We start from the raw sequence: 19,907 nt of genomic DNA on the forward strand, positions 1-19,907 counted from the left end.
CACAGACACAATCAAACGGGTAGATTAACACCTACTGACTTTACATTTTGAAAGGAGTCATCGCCATGGTCCTACGCTATTCTTTATACAAACTGACTGCCGTTGTGACACTGAGCGTTATTTTACTTACTGGATGTGCAAATAACGCAGCATCTAACCCTTCCAATTATGGTCAGCGCAGCAGTGATGTTGAAGCCATTGACACAACTATTGAACGTGAAGCACCACGTGCGCTGGAACGCTCAGATGCCCGCTTAAGGGATGCACGCATCAGGGCGCATAGCTATAACGGCTCATTACTTCTGGTAGGGCAAGTACCTAGCGAGGAGCTGCGCAATAAAGCAGGTGAAGTCGCCAGCTCTCTACGAGGCGTAGACCAAGTACACAACGAACTCAGTATTGCTGCAAACCTACCCGCTAGCCAACGCCTAAACGATACCTGGCTAACCACCAATGTGATGAGCCAACTCGCCACCAATGATCGCATCGACTCATCAAAACTGAAAGTCACCACCGAAAACGCGACTGTGTATCTGATGGGCATGGTGACTCGAGATGAAGGTAACCGAATTGCTAACGCGGTATCCGCGGTTGGCGGCATTCAGCGAATCGTTAAAGTCTTTGACTATATCGATTGATTAAACACACTGTCATAAAAAAACCTCGTCCTCGGCTTTTCACCGAGACGAGGTTTTTTATTCACCAACTGCTTTACTAAGAAAAACCGTCGCTCAAGAGCATAAGTTAACCACTTAGCTAAAAACCACGCTACTTAACCACGCGTAGCGTCGGCTTTTTCTTAGCCTTTTTAGACGATAGTGCAGAAACGTCACCCTCTTTTTCAGGGACAGGCTCTGTTACCGTTAACTCAGGCTTGGACGATTCATCAAAAGCGTCTGAAAAATCGCCATCTAATTCGGCATCATCAAACTCTGCCGCATCCAGCTCTGGCTCATGCCCAAACACCATACCAGCACCATTTTCACGAGCGTAGATCGCGATAAGCGCAGGCGTAGGAATCATTACCTGCATAGGCTGGCCACCAAAGCGAGCGTTAAACCCCATGGCCTGATTTTCCATAAACAGGTCACGCACAGCGGTCGGCGCTACATTCAACACAATTTGTCCATTTTGAACAAACTGCCGCGGTACTTCCACGCCTGGCTGCGTAGCATCAACCACCACATAAGGCGTTAACTCATTATCCAACAACCACTCATAGAGAGCTCGGGCGAGATAGGGACGGCTCGATTTCATAAGACTCCCTCCTCCTGACAAATATGCCCCTTACCTGATTAAGGAGAAGAGGCAGCATGAATTCAAGCGCGCATCTCTTTTTCACGCTCGTTTAAAGATGCTTTAAACGCTTCGCGTTCGAATACCCGCGACATATAGCCCAACAGAGGCTTTACCTGCTTTTCAGGCAATTCGATATTCAGATCAGGCAAACGCCATAAAATCGGCGCTAAACAGCAGTCTACAAGCGTAAACTCCTCACTCATAAAGTAAGGCATATCTTCAAAGATAGGCGAAATCCCAATGAGGCTTTCGCGCAGTTCTTTACGCGCCTTTTCCGCTTCTTTTTTACCACCGGTGCGTATTTGCTCCAGCATTGGGCACCACTCGCGCTCAATACGATGCATCCACAAACGGCTTTGCGCCCGCGCCACCGGATAAACAGGCAGTAGAGGAGGATGAGGGAAACGCTCATCCAGATACTCCATCATGACCTTAGATTCATAAAGCACTAAGTCACGATCTAGCAGCGTAGGCACGCTGTTGTACGGGTTGAGGTCTGCTAACTCTTCAGGTGGACGCTCGTCGCTGACATCAACGATATCAACCGCCACCCCCTTTTCAGCCAGAACAATGCGCACACGATGACTAAAATGATCATCATTACCAGAGTAAAAGATCATCGACGACCGCTTGGCCACAACACCCATGAAAGCATCCTCGCATCAAAACAATCTTTGATAATAACACGCCAGCGCTAGCTTATGGGATGGTAACCCGCTTTGCATTACGACTGACTAAATAAACAAAGGGCGCACGGCTTTCGCCGTACGCCCGACATGCCACTCATCACTTAATTATTAGTGAACATCTCGCCAGTACTCACGCTTAAGCAAGTAGGCAATCACACCAAAAATGAAAATGAAGATCAGCACTTTAGGTGCCAGCGCCTGAGCTTGAAGCTTTGAGGGTTCGCCCACATAAGCCAGGAAGTTAGTAAGATCATACATCGCTTCCTCAAACTCAGCAGGCTCCATGGAACCTGGCTGGGTCACTTGCAGCACATCACAAGACTGGTACTTACCCGACAAAGGATCGGGTGACTGACCCGCCACCGGATGATCAGTTTCTGAGCACACCAGCTCTTGTACGCCCTGCAGAGGCTCCAACACGTTAGGCATCGCAACCAGATCAAATACCGTGTTGTTAACACCAGTGGGGCGGCTCGGATCTTTGTAGAAGCCAAGCAGATAGGAGTAGATCCAATCCGTTCCACGCACACGCGTTTTTAGCGATAGATCGGGCGGCGGAGCACCAAACCAAGATTCAGCATCGCCACTATTCATTGCAATATGCATCTGATCATTAAACGCCAGATCAGAGGAGAAAATCAGATTTTCTTCAACCAAATCCTGGGGCATCCCCAGATCTTCAGCCGCACGAGCAAAGCGTTGATACTTAAGCGAATGGCATCCCATGCAGTAGTTAACATAGAGCTTCATGCCATTTTGCAGCGAGGCTTGATCATGCAGATCAGGATCCATCGAGTGCGGGACACTCGCACCACCGGCAGCCATCGCAGTTACTGGCACTAAGGCGAAAAGGAGTCCAAAAAGATACTTTTTCATTAGCCAGTCACCCTTTCCGGAACGGGTTTAGTCTTCTCCAGCTTGGTGTAGAACGGCATCAAGACAAAGAAGGCGAAATAAATCACGGTGCACGCCTGGGCTAGTAGCGTCCTGCCCTCTGTCGATGGCAACACACCCAAAACACCAAGGATGACAAAGCTGATAGCAAACAGCGTCAGCATGGTTTTCGACATCCAGCCTTTATAACGCATTGAGCGTACCGGACTACGATCCAGCCATGGAAGGACAAACAATATCGCAATTGCAGCCCCCATGAATATAACACCAAGGAACTTGGCGTCTAAGCCGAACACCGAGAAAGTAATGGCGCGAAGAATGGCATAGAAAGGCGTCATATACCAAACGGGCGCGATATGATCAGGTGTTTGTAGCGGGTTAGCTTGATCAAAGTTTGGCTTTTCAATAAAGTAGCCGCCGCCTTCTGGGAAGTAGAACACCACCACACAGAAAACGAACAGGAAGACCGCAACACCCACCAAGTCTTTTACCGTGTAGTAAGGATGGAAGGGAATTCCATCTAACGGCACGCCCGCCTCATCTTTCTTCTGCTTAATATCAATACCATCAGGGTTATTTGAACCCACTTCATGCAGCGCAATAATATGCAGCACGACGAGCGCTAAAATAACAATTGGCAAAGCAACCACATGCAGTGCAAAGAAACGGTTGAGGGTAATGCCTGAAATCAGGAAGTCACCACGCACCCACTGAGCCAGATCGGGACCAATGCCAGGAATCGCTGAGAACAGCGAAATAATAACCTGAGCCCCCCAGTAAGACATCTGACCCCATGGCAACAAATAGCCCATAAAGGCTTCTGCCATTAGCACCAGATAAATAGTCATACCAAACACCCACACTAATTCGCGAGGCGCTTTGTAGGAACCATACAAGAGACCACGGAACATATGCAGATAGACGACAAGAAAGAAGGCAGAAGCACCGGTGGTGTGCATATAGCGAATCAACCACCCCCACTCCACATCACGCATAATGTATTCGACAGAATCGAATGCACCTTCAGCAGAGGGGTTAAAGCTCATGGTTAACCAAACCCCGGTCAAGATTTGGTTAACCAACGCCAACAGCGCTAATGAGCCAAAGAAATACCAAAAGTTGAAGTTTTTAGGCGCGTAATATTTGGAAAGATGCTCTTGCCACATCTGAGTAGCAGGGAAGCGATCGTCTACCCAACGCATGAGGCCCTTTTCCGCCTTGGCTTTATTCGGATTACCCATTAGGCAGCCTCCTCATCTTCGCCGATGACAATAATGTCATCATTTTCAAAGCGGTAGGGTGGAACCTCAAGATTAGTCGGCGCAGGTACATTACTGAACACGCGACCGGCCAAGTCAAAGCGAGAGCCATGACATGGGCAGAAGAAACCACCCGGCCAATTATCAACCCCCACCCCTTCAGCATTCGGCTCAGGCCGGAACAGGGGCGAACAACCCAAATGCGTACAGATACCAATCAATACGCCTATTTCTGGCTTGATAGAGCGCAAGTCACCCTGGATATACGCTGGCTGCTGCGGCACCTCCGAATTAGGATCCGCTAAACTGTCGGCACCTAACGCTTCCGTTCGCTCGATCATTTCCGGCGTACGATTAATAATCCAAATCGGCCGACCACGCCACTCAACGGTCATACGCTGCCCAGGCTCAAGCTTCGATATATCAGCTTGAACAGGCGCACCTGCCGCTCTTGCCTTGGCACTAGGCTGCCAAGAAGCCACAAAGGGGACCGCAACCCCGACAGCGCCCACCGCCCCCACAACGGAGGTGGCGCCTACAAGGAAACGGCGCCGACCTTTGTTTACGCCGTTATCTGCCATTTCTGGTTTCTCCCATCAGCTTACCCGTTCCGCCGCAAAGGCGTCTTGCGACGACGAATATCAAATACGCTCTATGTTAAAAAAACAAAGCGCTCTGCACAAGAACAACCGCCCGTGACCATGGTGGTATAAGCGTTATAATTTTTTGATATTCCAATAAAAAGCGCCCAGGTCTTTGACCTGGGCGCTTTTGCCGCATAGCGTAAAATTAACGCTTAGAGAACTGCGGACGACGACGTGCTTTACGCAGACCGACTTTCTTACGCTCAACTTGACGAGCATCGCGGGTTACATAACCAGCGGCGCGCAACGTTGGACGCAGATCTTCATTGTAGTTCATCAGGGCGCGAGTAATACCGTGACGAATGGCACCTGCTTGAGAGGAACCACCACCGCCAGCAACAGTGACAAATATGTCAAACTGATTTAGCGTCTCAGTCAACTCAAGCGGCTGACGAACAACCATACGACCAGTTACACGACCAAAATAAAGGTCAAGATCTTTATCGTTGACGGTAATTTTGCCAGAGCCCGGCTTCATAAACACGCGAGCGGTGGAAGTCTTGCGGCGCCCGGTACCGTAATACTGCTGTGTCATGGCGAAGATTTCCTCAGATGTTCAGTTCAAGCGGCTGTTGGGCAGCATGCGGATGCTCGGCACCGGCGTACACTTTTAATTTTGAGTACATGGCGCGACCCAAAGGACCTTTCGGCAACATGCCTTTAACGGCAGACTCAATAATGCGCTCAGGGGCATGATCAAGCATTTTGTCGAATGTCATAGAGCGCAAACCGCCCGGGTAACCAGTGTGGCGATAGTAGGTTTTAGCCTTCGCCTTGTTGCCGGTTACGTGGACTTTTTCAGCGTTGATAACAACAATGTAATCGCCAGTATCAACGTGAGGAGTAAATTCGGGCTTATGCTTGCCACGCAGGCGGCGAGCAATCTCGGTTGCCAGACGACCGAGCGTTTTGTCCGTAGCGTCGACTACGTACCAGTCGCGCTGGACGGACTGCGGCTTAGCACTGAACGTCTTCATGGATAAAATCACCAGATTAAGTGTGTTGGGTAGCTTACACCGCTACATAAGCGATGAAGCACCATCCCTATTTTTTTTGGTTGCCAGAAAAAACCAGCAACATGCAGCGAGGCGGCATTCTACAGCAAGTATCACCGCAAGTTAAGTACCGCCACTCTTTTTTATTGATATCGCTCTTATTGATATTATTCTTGCTTGCAGCGTACTTATCGGAGTACCCGATACTAGGGCTTATGGGGTAGCGCCAGATACTCTTTAGACTGCATTTCCTGCAGACGCGACAGCGTCCGCTGAAATTCAAAGGTCAGCTTACCATCGCGATACAGCGCTTCAACTGGCACCTCTGCTGACATCAACAGCTTAACCCCGCGATCATAAAACTCGTCAACCATATTAATAAAGCGGCGAGCCTGATCGTCTGTTTTGACATTCATCTGAGTGACGTTAGATACCAAAACTGTATGAAATTCTCTGGCAAGCTCAATGTAATCATTCTGGCTACGCGGCCCATCACAGAGTTCGACAAATTCAAACCATGCCACATCGTCGTGGAGTCGGCGCGTCTTTAAAACGCGATGATTAATCTCAAGAGGCGCCCCCTCCTCACCTTCATGACCGGCTATTTCTCTAAAGCTTCTGCTTAGCTCCTGCTCGGCCGCTTTATCAAGCGGTGCATGAAAAATCTCAGCCCGCTCCAAGGCACGCAAACGGTAGTCAACACCAGAATCGACATTGACGACCTCGCAGTGGCGATTCACTAGCTCAATGGCGGGAACAAACCGTGCACGCTGCAACCCATCTTTATAAAGGTCGTTCGGCACTATATTGGATGTCGCCACCAACACCACGCCACGCTCAAACAATGCCTCAAGCAAATTTGCCAAGATCATTGCATCAGTAATGTCTTTGACAAAAAACTCATCAAAGCAGATGACGCGCGCCTCAGCAGCAAACTTGCCAGCAATCAGCGTCAAAGGGTTCTTTTCGCCCTTATAGTGAGTCAACTCATTGTGGACACGCTGCATAAAGCGATGAAAATGGGTGCGCATTTTTTCAGGGAACGGCAGCGCCTCGTAGAAAGTATCAACTAGATACGTTTTCCCACGCCCCACGCCTCCCCAAAAGTAGAGCCCCTTAACCTCAGGCAGCACTGGCCCGCCGGCACTGACCTTTTTACCCAGCAGCCCGGCAACTTTTGCTTTTAACCCTTTGTTAGCAACTACAGTTTTAGGAGCACTAGCGGGTATGGCTAATAACTCATCATAAAGGCGCTGAAGATGCTTAACCGCCTGCTCTTGAGCAGGGTCGTACTGGAAATCGTCACGCTTTAAGTCTTCCTGATACCGCGCAAAAGGCGTTAATCGGCTCGCCTGCTCACTGTCTTGACGTGCAGATAATGATGACATCAACTCGCTCCCACAGCACACATCGTGAACGAAACTGTGACGTTGTAAGAACACAGCCTGCCCAAATAAAAAAGGAATATTATACGCTGCATAATAACTAAGCGCATGAGCGGATTGACCCAACCGACGGATACGCGCCTATAATGGTCACGCTTTGTTAAGCTGTTTGTTAAACTATTTGTCAAACCCCGCCATGCGCTTGGTGGCGTGCATCATCTCTAGGGAGAATACTGTGGAAGCAAGCTCGCCATTCACTTTTGCGATTATCGGTCTCGTTATTGGATTTGTTATCGGCTTAGCGTGTTATCGCCTGTTCAGCAAAAGCCAACGTGACCACGCCACATTAAAGCAGGCTTTACTTGAGCGTGAACATCAAATAGCCGAGCTTAAGAAAGGCATGGGAAGCCACCTCACCGGCATCCAGCAGCACATCATTAATATTCGCCAGGAAGCTGATCGGCTAGAACAGCAAATAGACAGCGAAGCTGCTGAATGGAGACTGGAAACGGCCATTACACCTTCCACAAACAAACTCGCGCCTAACACAGAGGACGAAGGTGATGTTAACACTCCGCGTGATTATGCAGATGGCAAAAGCGGTACGCTATCTGAAGACTTTGGCTTGAAGAGCAGTTTGAATGAGCATGACACAGCCACACCTCAACCTCCTCGTTATTAAGAAACAGCAAGGCTAATTGCTTTTAAAGCACCTGCATGACAAATAGCATCCGCATAGCCAACCGATGCGGATGCTTTGCACAAGTTAGCGCTAGGCGGGATTATCGATATCGACAAATCGGTGCTCTATACCATACTCACTCGCCAACCACTCACCCAGCGCCTGAATACCAAAACGTTCAGTAGCATGATGACCAGCCGCGATGTAATGAATACCCATTTCTCTAGCCAAGTGCGTCGTGCGCTCTGATATTTCCCCAGACACGAAAACTTGCGCCCCTGCATCGTAAGCCGCCGTAATCATGTCTTGAGCACCTCCAGTGCACCATGCGACCCGCTCCACAGAGCCAACTAAAGGCGACTCGACCACTAAAGGCGCTCGATGGAGCACTGCAGCCAATTGACCGCCCAGCTCAGCAACGCTTAGCGGCTCAGCCAACCGGCCGGACCACAACAACCCTTCGCCAAGCTCACCATCAATGCATCCCTCGACCTTCCACCCCAGACGCTTGGCCAGCTCGGCATTGTTGCCAAACGCTGCATGCGCATCTAATGGCAAGTGGTAAGCAAGCAAGCTCATTTCGTTATCCAGCAGTGTTTTAATACGTTTCTGCTTCATGCCGGTAATAGCTACCGGTTCATTTTTCCAGAAATAACCATGGTGCACTAACACCATGTCCGCTCGCCAAGCGACCGCCTCCTCCAATAACGCCTGACATGCCGTCACCCCTGACATCACCCGCGTTACAGTGTCACGCCCCTCCACCTGAAGGCCGTTAACGGTAAAATCTTTAAATTGCGATGACCGCAATTGATGGTCGCAAGCAGCAACTAGTTGGTCGCGATGGATCACACTGACTCCTTAACCGATTAACAGGCTATCGTGAGGAACATCTCAATAAAGTGTTACGATGGAACTATTGTAAATCTCGCTTCGCGTTATCGCGAACCTCACGAACATTTAGACTATCACCCGCTGAGGAAATTTCGCATGCACCGCTCTGTGCTGCCCTATATATGGCCAATTATCACCGGGTTATTGCTCGCTGCCTTGGTGCTACTTGCTTTCCCAGAGTATTTGCCCAATCCGTTTCGGCAAACGCCACCCGCAACGGTCGAACCCCCCTCTTCGCTGGTGCCTACTAGCGGAGAGTCGGCAGCCAATCGACCTGCTCCTGAGATTCGCCAAGCAGAACCGCTCAACCGCAACCAAGGGCCTGCAAGCTACTCCAACGCCGTTAATCAAGCGGCGCCAGCCGTCGTCAATATCTATTCATCACGCATTGTTGAACGCGATCAGCATCCATTAATGTCTGATCCTTTTTTCCAGCAGTTCTTCAGCGGCGACGATGCAACCACTCATCAGCGAATGCTGTCGAGCCTGGGTTCTGGCGTTATCGTCAGCCATGACGGCTACGTGCTAACCAATCACCATGTCATTAATGGCGCCGATCAAATACAGGTAGCACTTCGCGATGGTCGGGAAACACTTGCCGAGGTAATTGGCACTGACCCAGAAAGCGACCTTGCCGTATTACGCATTACCCTTGATGACTTGCCAGTGATCGAACTTGCTGATTCAGAACAGGTAGCCGTGGGTGATGTAGCACTCGCTATCGGCAATCCTTTCGGTGTTGGGCAAACCGTTACCATGGGCATTATTAGCGCAACGGGGCGCAGCCACTTAGGTTTAAATGCCTACGAGGACTTCATTCAAACCGACGCCGCGATAAATCCAGGCAATTCCGGGGGCGCATTAGTCAACCCTGACGGCGCCTTAGTAGGCATTAATACGGCTATTTTCTCACGGTCAGGGGGATCACAAGGAATTGGTTTCGCGATTCCAGCCAACCTTGCCCACAGCATCTTGAATGAACTGGTTACCCGCGGTCGCGTCATACGCGGCTGGCTTGGCATAGAAGCACAAGCACTCTCCCGCGAGCTGGCCGCATCGTTTGGGCTAAGAACCCCTCAAGGCGTGATCGTCGCTGGCGTCGTGAAAGACGGGCCTGCCGCTAAAGCAGGCTTACAGCCCGGCGATGTTCTGCTGTCTATTGACGGTCAAGTGATTTTGGATGCTCGGGTAACAATGAGCGCGATTGCTTCCATTCCACCCGGCACGAAACTACCGCTGACGATCGTACGAAGCGGTGAGCGCATGGACATGACACTGGAAGTAGGTGAGCGGCCGGTACCCATTAATGCTACATCAGGAGAGCATCAGAGCGACTCGTAAGTCGCTCTGATGGTTATCAGCGGCTTGTTCAGACGGCGCTTTTTTCAAACAAGACTCAATCGTTAATACGATACTCCGCTGAACGAGCATGGGCCGTCAGTGATTCGCCTCGGGCAAGTACAGAGGCTATTCTGCCAAGCTCAGACGCTCCGTCAGGCGAGCAGTGAATAATGGAGGAGCGTTTCTGGAAATCATACACCCCCAGTGGCGATGAAAAACGGGCTGTTCCAGACGTGGGCAGCACATGATTCGGCCCCGCACAATAGTCACCCAGAGCTTCCGAAGTATGCCGCCCCATGAAGATAGCCCCAGCGTGACGCACGTCATCAAGCCAGTCGCCGGGCGCCTCTACAGAGAGCTCAAGGTGCTCTGGAGCAATACGGTTGATCAATTCAATGGCTTCGCCTTGATCTTGACATAGGATTAATGCCCCACGACGCTGCAGCGAAGCACGGGCAATATCTTCACGCTCAAGTGTCGGCAATAATCGTTCGATTGCAGCCTCTACGGCTTCGAGATGCGCAGCGTTCCAACTAACAAAAATCGCCTGGGCATCCTCGTCGTGCTCAGCCTGGGAAAACAAGTCCATCGCCAGCCAATCTGGGTCTGTCTGGCCGTCAGACACCACCATGATTTCAGAGGGGCCGGCAATCATATCAATACCAACCTGACCAAATACCGCGCGCTTAGCAGTCGCCACGTAGATATTTCCAGGCCCTACGATTTTATCTACCCGCGGAACGCTTTCCGTGCCATAGGCAAGCGCTGCGACCGCCTGTGCGCCACCAATCGTGAACACATAATCGACGCCCGCCAGATGCGCAGCTGCCAGCACAAGATCATTCAACACACCGTCCGGAGTCGGCACAACCATCACAATCTCGCGCACACCAGCCACATGGGCAGGGATAGCATTCATCAATACCGATGAAGGATAAGCGGCTTTTCCGCCTGGCACATAAATACCTGCGCGGTCCAGCGGGGTGACCTTTTGGCCCAGCACCGTTCCATCAGCCTCTTCGTATTGCCACGAGCTTGGCTTCTGGCGCTCATGATAACGCTTAATGCGCTCAGCGGCGGCTGACAGCGCATTACGCTGTTCAGCAGGCAGACCATCAAAGGCCTTTTTCAGTTGCTCAGGAGATAGGCGTAGCTGCTCCATACTCTCGACTGACAGGCGGTCAAAGCGATTTGTCGCCTCAACCACCGCACTGTCACCTCGCCGTTTAACATCTGCCAATATCTCTTCAACACGAGCCTGTACTGCCTTATCAGACACCCCTTCCCAATCCAGCAGCGCATCTAAATGCTGATGGAATGCCCCATCAACAGTCGAGAGACGGGCAATGGTGGCTGTGGACTTATCGCTCATGGTAAACCTCGTGTCATTCAATAGGCTGAGTCTGACGCTTTTTAACCGCACTTTCCAGGCGGGCTAACAATGGCTTAATACGGTCATGCTTCATAGTCATGGCGGCTTTATTAACCACCAGGCGAGTGCTGATATGGGCAATGAGCTCACGAGGCTCCATGCCATTGGCGCGTAGCGTATTGCCGGTATCAACGATATCAACAATTTCATCGGCCAAATTCATCAGCGGAGCAAGTTCCATCGCCCCATAGAGCTTGATCACTTCGGCTTGAATACCCTGCTCTGCATAGTAACGCCTCGCTACGTTTACAAACTTAGTAGCTACACGACGACGCGCCTCAGCAGGCAACTGACCTGTCACACCAGCAGTCATCAGCTTGCAACGAGCGATATCTAAGTCTAGGGGCTCGTATAGACCTTCAGCCCCATGCTCAAGCAGAACGTCTTTACCCGCAATGCCTACATCTGCGGCACCCAGCTGCACATAGGTCGGCACATCGGTTGCCCGTATAATCACCAACTTTACATCTGGCAAATTAGTATCAAACAACAGCTTACGGCTTTTACCCAAATCTTCTGCCGGGGTAATTCCCGCATCTGCCAACAGCGGCAGCGTTTCGTCCAGAATACGCCCTTTTGAAAGGGCCAAAATCAGTTGCTTACTCATTGTTTAGGCCAATGGTTAATAACATGGCTTAGCCAGGAATACGGCGAATGCGCGCACCCAGCAGCTGTAATTTTTCCTCAATGCACTCATAACCACGATCGATATGATAAATACGATCTACAAGCGTTTCACCTTCAGCCATCATTGCCGCGATCACCAATGATGCTGACGCACGAAGGTCGGTAGCCATTACCGGCGCACCTGAAAGCTTTTCTACGCCTTCAATCAGTGCCGTATTACCTTCAAGGGCAATATTCGCCCCCATCCGGTTTAGCTCTTGCACGTGCATAAAGCGGTTTTCAAAGATGGTTTCCACTACCCGAGAATGCCCCTCGGCGACAGCATTCATCGCCACAAACTGCGCCTGCATATCGGTAGGGAATGCAGGATAAGGTGCAGTGCGAATATTCACCGCTTTTGGGCGCTTACCGTGCATATCCAAAGCGATCCAATCATCGCCACTGGTAATCTCAGCACCCGCTTCTTCAAGCTTCGCAAGCACCGCTTCTAAAATATCGGCACGGGTGCGCTTCACTTTCACGCGACCACCCGTCATGGCAGCTGCCACCAGGAAAGTACCCGTTTCAATACGATCAGGCATGACATCGTGCTCGCAGCCGTGCAGCGTCGCAACGCCCTCAACCACGATTGTGTCAGTACCATGCCCACGAATATTAGCTCCCATCTTGATCAAACACTCGGCGAGATCGACAATTTCCGGCTCGCGCGCAGCATTTTCAAGAATAGTGGTGCCCTCAGCAAGGGTTGCCGCCATCAACAGATTTTCGGTACCCGTTACCGTCACTGTATCAAAGAAGATAGTGGCTCCTTTCAAGCGTCCATCAACTCGGGCACGAATATAACCCGCTTCAACGCGGATCTCTGCGCCCATCGCCTCAAGACCACGGATATGCAAGTCCACCGGACGTGAACCAATTGCGCACCCGCCTGGTAGAGAAACATCTGCCTTACCGAAATGTGCTAACAACGGGCCTAACACCAGAATGGAGGCGCGCATCTTCTTAACGAGCTCGTAGGGAGCATGACACTGCGTTACCTGAGAGCCGTCAAGCTGGATACTGAGTTTCTCACCCATCACAGGTTCAACGCCCATTCGTCCTAGCAACTCCAGCGTAGTAGTGATGTCCTGCAAATGAGGCAAATTACCAATAATGACCGGACCATCTGCCAAAAGGCTGGCACACAAAATTGGCAACGCCGCATTCTTAGCGCCACTCACCCACACTTCGCCATCTACCGACCCATTGCCGGTAATGATTAATTTATCCATAGAGAAGCCGCTACTATGCGTTTTCCGGTGCAGTTTGCCACTGCGCCGGAGTAAACGTTTTGATACTAATGGCGTGCAGAGCGCCAGATGCAATTTCGTCATTTAGCGCCGCATAGACCAGTTGCTGACGCTTTACAGGAGAAAGACCTTCAAAAGCTTCGCCAACCGCGATCACCTGAAAATTGCAGCCTTCACCCTGGATATGAAAATCACATCCATCGATGCGGGACTCAAGCAGTGCTTTTACCTCGTTGGGTTGCATAAGACAGGAAACTCCTTTGGGCCATTGAATTAGGTAATTGAAATAGGGAGGACGTTGAATTAGTGAGGAACAGGAGAACATGATAAAGAAAAGCGACACGCTTGGCGATGCTAGACGAGCACTCACGCTTCAGCGTTGGGCGAACCTATTAGCGCGTCGAGTTCAGCGAGCGACGTTAAACGCTCAAGCGGAGCAGACAATGCAATCGACGTAACGACAATGTCTAGCGAGTGACACGCACGCAGCCATTCAAACAGAACGCTAATCGCCGCGCTACTTGCCTTTGAAACGCCTGAAAAATCGAGAACAACATCAGTTAATCGAGCACTTTCAAGCCATTTAACGCCTGCAGCGGCCACATCGGCCGCTGCATTGACATTGAGATCACCCTGAACAGCCAACGCGCAAGACTGCGCAATCAGCGAAACATGGGGCATAGATAACAGCGTCGTCACGCGTTGCCCCCTTGCTCAAGCTCGTCGACACCAATTTCAGGCGACCAACTACGAATGACTGCATCGTAGTCTCGGTTATTTTCGCGCATCGACTGATCAAACTGATTACGGAAGGTCAGCCCTAAATTGATGCCATTAACAATAACATTGACCACTTTCCACTCACCATTTGAAAGTCGCAGACTGTAGCTAACGGGGTAAATCTGACCATTTGTGGCAACAACTTCCATATCAACACTGGCTTGATCTTCATAGCGCTGACCGCGCTGGTCGGTCAACACTCGCAGCTCATCGTAATCAAAGGTCACGAGACCACGCGTGTACGTGTCGATCAGGGTTTGACGAAAGACATCGGCGAACCGACTACGCTGTTCTGGCGTTGCGTTGCGAAAGTAGCTTCCCATCACGCTAGCGCCAATATAACGAAAATCCGCTACATCATTCAGGCTATCGTTGACTAACGCCTTAAGCTCATTAAGATTATTGGCGTAATAATCTTCTCTACCGTTAATCTGCTCCATGAATTCATTGACGTTTTCACGAACCAACGCTTCTGGCGATTTCGACTGGGCCTGGGCAGCAAAAGGCAGCAGAACGACCGCTAGCGTCAACAAAAAAAGCAAACGACGGGCCAACATTACGCTATTTTCTCTCATTAAAATCACCTCATGACAACTGACAGCACCCACGGTGCTTAGTTAGTAACCATATTGGATACAAATTGCTGGATAAGTTCTTCGAGCACCAGGGCAGACTGGGTATCACGAATAACATCCCCCTCCTCAAGCACTTCAGGAGCGCCGCCAACACTCAGGCCAATATACTGCTCACCGAGCAGCCCAGCCGTCAAAATAGCTGCAGTAGTATCTTGCGAAAGCTGGCCTTCAAGATCACTATCGAGGCTCAACACCACCCGCGCATCATACCACTCGGTATCAAGCTCAATAGCCTCTACCCGTCCCACAGTAACACCGGCCATGGTGACCCGCGCACGTGGTTTCAGGCTGCCAATGTTGGAAAAACTGGCCTCGAGACGAAACGTGTCGGAAGATGTTGAAAGCGTCATACCACTTACGCGTAAGCCCAAAAAAACAAGCCCCAGAATGCCCGCAAGCATAAACAGGCCAACACCAAACTCCATGGTTTTACTGCGCTTCATGTTATTGCTCCACCCATTAAAGGCCGCCAAACATCACGGCGGTCAATACAAAATCCAGCCCCAAAACAGCAAGCGATGAATACACCACCGTGCGGGTTGTCGCACGCGAAATACCTTCAGAGGTAGGCACTAAGTCATACCCTTGGAACACCGCAATCCAGGTGACGACTACTGCAAATACAAGGCTTTTGATTATTCCATTACCAATATCATCAACAAACGAAACACTAGCCTGCATATTGCTCCAGTAAGAGCCTTCAAAAACCCCCAGCCATTCCACGCCAACCAAATAGCCACCCCAAATCCCCACTACGCTAAAACCAACGGTAAGAATAGGTAGCGCAACAAAACCTGCCCACAACCTTGGCGCCACAACCCGGCGCAGAGGGTCAACGCCAATCATTTCCATGCTGGTTAACTGCTCAGTCGCCTTCATCAGGCCAATTTCCGCCGTTAACGCAGAGCCCGCGCGCCCTGCAAACAGTAGCGCAGCGACCACTGGCGCTAGCTCTCGAAGAAGCGAAAGAGCAACCATCTGGCCAAGCGCCTGCTCTGCCCCAAAATCAACCAATATGGTATACCCCTGCAGCGCAAGCACCATGCCTATAAACAGCCCTGACACCAGTACAATAGCCAGAGACAGTACACCGACAAAGTGCACTTGGCGCAGCCACAACGACCACCCTTCCCGAGAAGGTACCCCTACTGCCGACTGGGCAAGAAAGACACCTGCACGCCCTAACGACTCTAAGGCATCACACCCTTTTTGCCCCAGCCGAGCGACATGCGAAATAGCATGTTTAATGTTTGATTGCATTTAACGCACCTTCCCTGCAGAGGCTTGGCCTAGAATATCGCGGTAAAGTGTCTCAGCGGGATAGTGAAACGGCACCGGCCCGTCTGGCTCACCATGGATAAACTGGCTTACTCGGGGATCTTGGTTCGTATCTAAGGTTCTTGGCGTGCCAGAGGCTACCACCTGCCCATCGGCAATGAGGTACAGATAATCCGCAATGCTGAGGGTCTCTTTGATATCGTGCGAAACGATCACTGACGTAAGCGACAGTGCCTGATTCAGCCGTTTAATTAGCTGTACAAGCACCCCCATAGAAATGGGGTCTTGCCCGACAAAAGGCTCATCATAAAGGATTAACTCTGGATCAAGCGCTACCGCCCGTGCCAGCGCCACACGCCTTGCCATCCCCCCCGAAAGCTCAGCTGGCGACAAGTGCCTAGCCCCGCGCAAACCCACTGCCTGTAACTTAAGAAGCACTAGATCGCGTATCATAGGATCAGGCAAGTCAGTATGCACCCGAAGCGGAAACGCTACGTTTTCAAATACATCAAGATCTGAAAACAGTGCGCCGCTCTGAAATAACATACCCATGCGCTTACGCAGCGTAAACAGGGCCTTACGCGACAGGCGATGCACATCTTGACCGTCGATTAACACTCGCCCTCGGTCAGGCGTTAATTGCCCACCAATTAGCTTTAAAAGGGTCGTCTTTCCGGTACCGCTTGGCCCCATGATAGCCGTTACCTGGCCTCGCGAAATCGTCATGTTGATTCCGCGAAAAATATCATGATCACCCCGCGAGAAGTACAAATCTTCAATTTCGATGAAGGGAGCATCGGTCATGGGCTGGCTGGCCTTGATGGTCGTCTTGCCGCAACAGCATTAGTATATACTGGCTACGCATTAGTTAGTTAAAAACAGATAATTCAAAAAAACAGCTAGTTTATAAAGAACAGACAGTTTAAAAAACAGTGTTTTCGAAATATTATCGAACATCGTAACTTAACGCTACTCACAGTAACAGATGCGCTCATTGCAACCGCGCTGAGGAGTAGGATACGCGCCTTACCTACAAACCGCGCCAAGATGTTATTCTTACCGACCTACTTTTGACCGCTTATGAAAAGAGATGCCCTCATGCGCCAGCCACTATCGACACCTAGCCCACTGCGTGAAAGTGCGCTGCGCACACTGCAAATTGAGCAGGCCGCTATCGGTGGACTTCAGGCAAAACTTGATGAGAGCTTTGACCACGCTTGTGAACTTATCCTCGCCTGCCAGGGCCGCGTAGTGGTAACCGGCATGGGTAAGTCCGGCCATATTGCGGGCAAGCTGGCTGCAACGTTGGCAAGCACCGGCACGCCTGCTTTTTTTGTACACCCAGGTGAAGCCAGTCATGGCGATCTCGGCATGATCACCCGCGCAGATGTTGTACTAGCACTTTCGAACTCTGGCGAAACCGCAGAGGTCACTGCGCTGCTTCCGCTGCTGAAACGCCTAGGAACCCCCCTTGTCAGCATGACTGGACGCCCTGGTTCCACATTAGCCAAACACGCCGATGCTCACCTTAATAGCGGCGTTGAGCGCGAAGCCTGCCCTCTCGACTTAGCGCCGACCAGCTCAACCACAGCAGCACTTGCCTTAGGTGATGCCTTAGCCGTGGCATTATTAGAAGCACGGGGCTTCACCGCGGAAGATTTTGCGCTTTCACACCCAGGTGGAAGCCTCGGCAAACGCCTACTTTTGCGTGTAAAGGATTTAATGCACAACGGATCACGCCTCCCCCAAGTAGCATTAGGCAGCCCGTTACGGGACGCACTCTTGGAAATTACTCGCCAAGGGTTGGGCTTTACCTGCGTAATCGATAGCGAAGGACGCCTTGCCGGCGTTTATACCGACGGTGACTTACGCCGAACGCTGGATCAGTTTCATGACCTACGTGACGTCCTAGTTGATGATGTGATGACACGTCCTGGAAAACGTATCGGTCCCGATGTGTTAGCGGCTGAAGCGGTACGCATCATGGAAGACAGTCGAATCACCGCACTGGCGGTCGTGGATGATCAGCAGCGCCCCATTGGCGCGCTACATATGCATGACTTACTTGCTAGCGGTGTCATTTAATCAATCTTTTCAAACATTAATAATACGGAGGCTTCATGGCCCTACCTGACGCTCTACAAGACCGGATTCGCCGCGTAAAATTGCTTGCTATTGACGTTGACGGCGTACTTACCGATGGCCGCCTCTATTTTCAAGCTGACGGTATCGAAATCAAAGCGTTTCATACCCAAGATGGCCACGGCCTCAAACTTTTGAAACGCGTCGGAATCCATGTTGCCTTAATTACTGGGCGTGATTCTCCCATGGTCAGCCAACGTGCTGCGTCGCTGGGCATTACCCACGTGTATCAAGGGTGCGAGGATAAACTCACTACGCTACGCGCGCTTTGCCAACGCCTAGACATCACGCTTGAGCAGGTTGCTTATTGTGGTGACGACCTACCAGACCTTGCTCCAATTAAACGTTCTGGCGTAGGCATCACCGTCCCTAATGCTCCTGATTATATGCATACTCACGCTGACTGGATCACCGATCGGCTTGGTGGCCACGGCGCTGTACGTGAAATCTGCGATACCTTATTGATGTCTCAAGGTCATTGGGATGCTGTTTTAGATACGTACCTACACGGCCAATCGTAATGCGCTTTTGGGTTAAAAAACGCCTTTGGATAACCATCATGGTGTTTGCCTTAGGTGGCGTACTGGTATGGCTGGATCCGCGCGGCCCTCAAGACCAATCAATCGACGCAGAGGCTCGTGCTCAAGAGCCCGGCCATGTACTAGAGAATGCAGAAATTACTCTGTTTGGTGACACCGGAGCCATCCAGCAGTCGCTGACGACGCCACGCTTAGTTCATACCCCTCAAACGGCGATGACAGATGTCCTCTCCCCCAGGGCGACACTATTTGATAGCGATGAGCGTCAATGGCTAGCGACGGCGGAGACCGGCACCCTAAATACTGACACGCAGGCGCTCACGCTAGCTGGTTCAGCCCAATTACTTGCACCTGATGAGGGCTGGCAGTTGAATACTGAGTTATTACACTATGATGGCATCACCCGTCATGCTTGGAGCGATGCCGAAACCATACTTCAGCAACCGCCCCAGCGCATTGACGCTTCACGTATGGATGTATGGCTGGATGATAGCCAGATCCGCTTAACCAATAACGTGCGCGGCGTTCACCCGCCTGCCACTCGTTCTCAGTAGGAGTCGCGATGAACGTTCTTATTCGCACGGCACTCTTCGTCATTGCGCTACCCATTTCAGCGGCAGCGCTACCGGTTATGGCACAAAGCCAAGCCCCCGTAGAAGTAGAGGCTGACCGTTTAGATCTCGATCAACGCGCAGGCACCGCAGTGTATTCAGGCAACGTCGATATTCGGCAGGGCAATATGCAACTGCGCGGCGATCGCGTTGAGATTCAGCGCAACGATGCTGGCGAGCTATCGCGTGCCATTGCAACCGGTGGACGAGCCTACATACGTAACCAGCTCGAAGACCAAGCTAGCCCAATGGAAGGCTGGGCAAAACGTATTATTTACCATGTTGCCGAGCGTCGGGTAGAGCTCATTGACCAAGCGGAACTGACCCAGCAAGCAGATCGCTTTGAAGGTGGGCGATTAGAGTACTTTATCGACCAAGGTGTGGTTCAGGCGCGTTCTGATGTTAGTGGTGGTGAGCCACAACGTATCCGCATGACTCTTCAGCCGGAACAATAGGAGTGTCCAGTGGCGACCAATAACGCAGAGCCCGCAC

25 protein-coding genes are annotated in these 19,907 nt (G+C 51.1%); 7 read left to right on the forward strand and 18 right to left on the reverse strand.

Going from position 1 to position 19,907, the window contains the following annotated elements; genetic code table 11:
• Positions 1 to 65 precede the first annotated feature (65 nt).
• Positions 66 to 638: a BON domain-containing protein gene (locus K7H08_RS02490; protein ID WP_038485439.1), complete on the forward strand. Its 573-nt coding sequence runs from the start codon at positions 66 to 68 to the stop codon at positions 636 to 638.
• Positions 639 to 768: 130 nt separating this feature from the next.
• Here the strand turns inward: K7H08_RS02490 and K7H08_RS02495 are convergent, their stop codons facing one another.
• The 8 genes from K7H08_RS02495 to zapE all read right to left on the reverse strand — a co-directional run bounded on the left by K7H08_RS02495 (position 769) and on the right by zapE (position 7,168).
• The gene (locus K7H08_RS02495; protein WP_038485442.1) at positions 769 to 1,257 is read right to left on the reverse strand and encodes a ClpXP protease specificity-enhancing factor; all 489 of its coding nucleotides are present in this window, start codon (positions 1,255 to 1,257) and stop codon (positions 769 to 771) included.
• A 62-nt stretch (positions 1,258 to 1,319) separates the two neighbouring features.
• Positions 1,320 to 1,946 carry a stringent starvation protein SspA gene (sspA, locus tag K7H08_RS02500; RefSeq protein WP_038485445.1) on the reverse strand — a complete coding sequence of 209 codons (627 nt, stop codon included), beginning with the start codon at positions 1,944 to 1,946 and terminating at the stop codon, positions 1,320 to 1,322.
• A gap of 150 nt (positions 1,947 to 2,096) precedes the next feature.
• On the reverse strand, positions 2,097 to 2,864 hold the full coding sequence (locus tag K7H08_RS02505; protein WP_038485448.1) for a cytochrome c1: 768 nt from the start codon (positions 2,862 to 2,864) through the stop codon (positions 2,097 to 2,099).
• Positions 2,864 to 4,123 (reverse strand): cytochrome b, encoded by a 1,260-nt coding sequence (locus K7H08_RS02510; RefSeq protein WP_038485451.1) that lies wholly within the window; start codon positions 4,121 to 4,123, stop codon positions 2,864 to 2,866. Before K7H08_RS02510 ends, K7H08_RS02505 begins: the two co-directional genes overlap by 1 nt.
• Complete coding sequence (gene petA, locus K7H08_RS02515; RefSeq protein WP_038485454.1) at positions 4,123 to 4,722, reverse strand: ubiquinol-cytochrome c reductase iron-sulfur subunit; 600 nt, start codon at positions 4,720 to 4,722, stop codon at positions 4,123 to 4,125. The genes K7H08_RS02510 and petA overlap by 1 nt, the downstream gene beginning before the upstream one ends.
• Positions 4,723 to 4,930: 208 nt before the next feature.
• A complete protein-coding gene (gene rpsI, locus K7H08_RS02520; protein WP_038485457.1) occupies positions 4,931 to 5,320 on the reverse strand; it encodes a 30S ribosomal protein S9 in 390 nt (129 codons plus the stop codon).
• A gap of 13 nt (positions 5,321 to 5,333) precedes the next feature.
• Positions 5,334 to 5,762, reverse strand: a complete 429-nt coding sequence (gene rplM / locus K7H08_RS02525; RefSeq protein ID WP_009721993.1) for a 50S ribosomal protein L13 — start codon at positions 5,760 to 5,762, stop codon at positions 5,334 to 5,336.
• A gap of 224 nt (positions 5,763 to 5,986) precedes the next feature.
• Complete coding sequence (gene zapE, locus K7H08_RS02530) at positions 5,987 to 7,168, reverse strand: cell division protein ZapE (protein WP_038485460.1); 1,182 nt, start codon at positions 7,166 to 7,168, stop codon at positions 5,987 to 5,989.
• A 232-nt stretch (positions 7,169 to 7,400) separates the two neighbouring features.
• On the opposite strand from zapE, the gene K7H08_RS02535 reads away from it, so the two are divergent.
• The gene (locus K7H08_RS02535; protein WP_038485463.1) at positions 7,401 to 7,847 is read left to right on the forward strand and encodes a ZapG family protein; all 447 of its coding nucleotides are present in this window, start codon (positions 7,401 to 7,403) and stop codon (positions 7,845 to 7,847) included.
• 90 nt (positions 7,848 to 7,937) lie between these two features.
• Here the strand turns inward: K7H08_RS02535 and K7H08_RS02540 are convergent, their stop codons facing one another.
• Positions 7,938 to 8,699: a Nif3-like dinuclear metal center hexameric protein gene (locus tag K7H08_RS02540; protein WP_231657115.1), complete on the reverse strand. Its 762-nt coding sequence runs from the start codon at positions 8,697 to 8,699 to the stop codon at positions 7,938 to 7,940.
• A 138-nt stretch (positions 8,700 to 8,837) separates the two neighbouring features.
• On the opposite strand from K7H08_RS02540, the gene K7H08_RS02545 reads away from it, so the two are divergent.
• Positions 8,838 to 10,082, forward strand: a complete 1,245-nt coding sequence (locus K7H08_RS02545) for a Do family serine endopeptidase (RefSeq protein WP_038485469.1) — start codon at positions 8,838 to 8,840, stop codon at positions 10,080 to 10,082.
• 55 nt (positions 10,083 to 10,137) lie between these two features.
• Here the strand turns inward: K7H08_RS02545 and hisD are convergent, their stop codons facing one another.
• From hisD to K7H08_RS02590, 9 genes are all read right to left on the reverse strand, one after another.
• Positions 10,138 to 11,454, reverse strand: coding sequence for a histidinol dehydrogenase (gene hisD / locus K7H08_RS02550; RefSeq protein ID WP_038485472.1), 1,317 nt, complete (start codon positions 11,452 to 11,454; stop codon positions 10,138 to 10,140).
• Positions 11,455 to 11,467: 13 nt separating this feature from the next.
• Complete coding sequence (hisG, locus tag K7H08_RS02555) at positions 11,468 to 12,121, reverse strand: ATP phosphoribosyltransferase (protein WP_038485475.1); 654 nt, start codon at positions 12,119 to 12,121, stop codon at positions 11,468 to 11,470.
• A gap of 28 nt (positions 12,122 to 12,149) precedes the next feature.
• On the reverse strand, positions 12,150 to 13,412 hold the full coding sequence (murA, locus tag K7H08_RS02560; protein WP_038485478.1) for a UDP-N-acetylglucosamine 1-carboxyvinyltransferase: 1,263 nt from the start codon (positions 13,410 to 13,412) through the stop codon (positions 12,150 to 12,152).
• A 13-nt stretch (positions 13,413 to 13,425) separates the two neighbouring features.
• Positions 13,426 to 13,674, reverse strand: coding sequence for a BolA family protein (locus tag K7H08_RS02565; RefSeq protein ID WP_038485481.1), 249 nt, complete (start codon positions 13,672 to 13,674; stop codon positions 13,426 to 13,428).
• Between the two features lie 122 nt (positions 13,675 to 13,796).
• A complete protein-coding gene (locus tag K7H08_RS02570; protein WP_038485485.1) occupies positions 13,797 to 14,129 on the reverse strand; it encodes an STAS domain-containing protein in 333 nt (110 codons plus the stop codon).
• On the reverse strand, positions 14,126 to 14,785 hold the full coding sequence (locus K7H08_RS02575; RefSeq protein WP_231657116.1) for an MlaC/ttg2D family ABC transporter substrate-binding protein: 660 nt from the start codon (positions 14,783 to 14,785) through the stop codon (positions 14,126 to 14,128). Before K7H08_RS02575 ends, K7H08_RS02570 begins: the two co-directional genes overlap by 4 nt.
• Before the next feature lie 38 nt (positions 14,786 to 14,823).
• Positions 14,824 to 15,288, reverse strand: coding sequence for an outer membrane lipid asymmetry maintenance protein MlaD (gene mlaD / locus K7H08_RS02580; protein ID WP_038485491.1), 465 nt, complete (start codon positions 15,286 to 15,288; stop codon positions 14,824 to 14,826).
• Positions 15,289 to 15,304: 16 nt separating this feature from the next.
• Positions 15,305 to 16,105, reverse strand: coding sequence for a lipid asymmetry maintenance ABC transporter permease subunit MlaE (gene mlaE, locus K7H08_RS02585; RefSeq protein ID WP_038485495.1), 801 nt, complete (start codon positions 16,103 to 16,105; stop codon positions 15,305 to 15,307).
• On the reverse strand, positions 16,106 to 16,927 hold the full coding sequence (locus K7H08_RS02590) for an ABC transporter ATP-binding protein (protein ID WP_038485498.1): 822 nt from the start codon (positions 16,925 to 16,927) through the stop codon (positions 16,106 to 16,108).
• A gap of 294 nt (positions 16,928 to 17,221) precedes the next feature.
• On the opposite strand from K7H08_RS02590, the gene K7H08_RS02595 reads away from it, so the two are divergent.
• Genes K7H08_RS02595 through lptA form a run of 4 tightly spaced genes read left to right on the forward strand, consistent with a single transcriptional unit; the run spans position 17,222 to position 19,870 of the window.
• Positions 17,222 to 18,208: a KpsF/GutQ family sugar-phosphate isomerase gene (locus tag K7H08_RS02595; protein WP_038485501.1), complete on the forward strand. Its 987-nt coding sequence runs from the start codon at positions 17,222 to 17,224 to the stop codon at positions 18,206 to 18,208.
• Positions 18,209 to 18,243: 35 nt separating this feature from the next.
• Complete coding sequence (locus tag K7H08_RS02600; RefSeq protein ID WP_038485504.1) at positions 18,244 to 18,786, forward strand: KdsC family phosphatase; 543 nt, start codon at positions 18,244 to 18,246, stop codon at positions 18,784 to 18,786.
• The gene (lptC, locus tag K7H08_RS02605) at positions 18,786 to 19,358 is read left to right on the forward strand and encodes an LPS export ABC transporter periplasmic protein LptC (protein ID WP_231657117.1); all 573 of its coding nucleotides are present in this window, start codon (positions 18,786 to 18,788) and stop codon (positions 19,356 to 19,358) included. Before K7H08_RS02600 ends, lptC begins: the two co-directional genes overlap by 1 nt.
• An 8-nt stretch (positions 19,359 to 19,366) precedes the next feature.
• Positions 19,367 to 19,870 carry a lipopolysaccharide transport periplasmic protein LptA gene (gene lptA, locus K7H08_RS02610; protein WP_038485507.1) on the forward strand — a complete coding sequence of 168 codons (504 nt, stop codon included), beginning with the start codon at positions 19,367 to 19,369 and terminating at the stop codon, positions 19,868 to 19,870.
• Positions 19,871 to 19,907 lie beyond the last annotated feature (37 nt).

Origin of the sequence: Halomonas sp. IOP_6 (genome assembly GCF_021151565.1) — a bacterium.
Lineage (GTDB): Bacteria > Pseudomonadota > Gammaproteobacteria > Pseudomonadales > Halomonadaceae > Vreelandella > Vreelandella alkaliphila.

Coding starts and splice junctions, on each gene's coding strand:
- petA (WP_038485454.1), bottom strand. CDS start 4,722: ATGGCAGATAACGGCGTAAACAAAGGTCGGCGCCGTTTCCTTGTAGGC.
- zapE (WP_038485460.1), bottom strand. CDS start 7,168: ATGTCATCATTATCTGCACGTCAAGACAGTGAGCAGGCGAGCCGATTA.
- lptC (WP_231657117.1), top strand. CDS start 18,786: ATGCGCTTTTGGGTTAAAAAACGCCTTTGGATAACCATCATGGTGTTT.
- murA (WP_038485478.1), bottom strand. CDS start 13,412: ATGGATAAATTAATCATTACCGGCAATGGGTCGGTAGATGGCGAAGTG.
- K7H08_RS02590 (WP_038485498.1), bottom strand. CDS start 16,927: ATGACCGATGCTCCCTTCATCGAAATTGAAGATTTGTACTTCTCGCGG.
- K7H08_RS02575 (WP_231657116.1), bottom strand. CDS start 14,785: ATGAGAGAAAATAGCGTAATGTTGGCCCGTCGTTTGCTTTTTTTGTTG.
- K7H08_RS02600 (WP_038485504.1), top strand. CDS start 18,244: ATGGCCCTACCTGACGCTCTACAAGACCGGATTCGCCGCGTAAAATTG.
- K7H08_RS02510 (WP_038485451.1), bottom strand. CDS start 4,123: ATGGGTAATCCGAATAAAGCCAAGGCGGAAAAGGGCCTCATGCGTTGG.
- lptA (WP_038485507.1), top strand. CDS start 19,367: ATGAACGTTCTTATTCGCACGGCACTCTTCGTCATTGCGCTACCCATT.
- K7H08_RS02495 (WP_038485442.1), bottom strand. CDS start 1,257: ATGAAATCGAGCCGTCCCTATCTCGCCCGAGCTCTCTATGAGTGGTTG.
- rplM (WP_009721993.1), bottom strand. CDS start 5,762: ATGAAGACGTTCAGTGCTAAGCCGCAGTCCGTCCAGCGCGACTGGTAC.
- mlaD (WP_038485491.1), bottom strand. CDS start 15,288: ATGAAGCGCAGTAAAACCATGGAGTTTGGTGTTGGCCTGTTTATGCTT.
- sspA (WP_038485445.1), bottom strand. CDS start 1,946: ATGGGTGTTGTGGCCAAGCGGTCGTCGATGATCTTTTACTCTGGTAAT.
- K7H08_RS02595 (WP_038485501.1), top strand. CDS start 17,222: ATGCGCCAGCCACTATCGACACCTAGCCCACTGCGTGAAAGTGCGCTG.
- rpsI (WP_038485457.1), bottom strand. CDS start 5,320: ATGACACAGCAGTATTACGGTACCGGGCGCCGCAAGACTTCCACCGCT.
- hisD (WP_038485472.1), bottom strand. CDS start 11,454: ATGAGCGATAAGTCCACAGCCACCATTGCCCGTCTCTCGACTGTTGAT.
- hisG (WP_038485475.1), bottom strand. CDS start 12,121: ATGAGTAAGCAACTGATTTTGGCCCTTTCAAAAGGGCGTATTCTGGAC.
- K7H08_RS02565 (WP_038485481.1), bottom strand. CDS start 13,674: ATGCAACCCAACGAGGTAAAAGCACTGCTTGAGTCCCGCATCGATGGA.
- K7H08_RS02490 (WP_038485439.1), top strand. CDS start 66: ATGGTCCTACGCTATTCTTTATACAAACTGACTGCCGTTGTGACACTG.
- K7H08_RS02505 (WP_038485448.1), bottom strand. CDS start 2,864: ATGAAAAAGTATCTTTTTGGACTCCTTTTCGCCTTAGTGCCAGTAACT.
- K7H08_RS02545 (WP_038485469.1), top strand. CDS start 8,838: ATGCACCGCTCTGTGCTGCCCTATATATGGCCAATTATCACCGGGTTA.
- mlaE (WP_038485495.1), bottom strand. CDS start 16,105: ATGCAATCAAACATTAAACATGCTATTTCGCATGTCGCTCGGCTGGGG.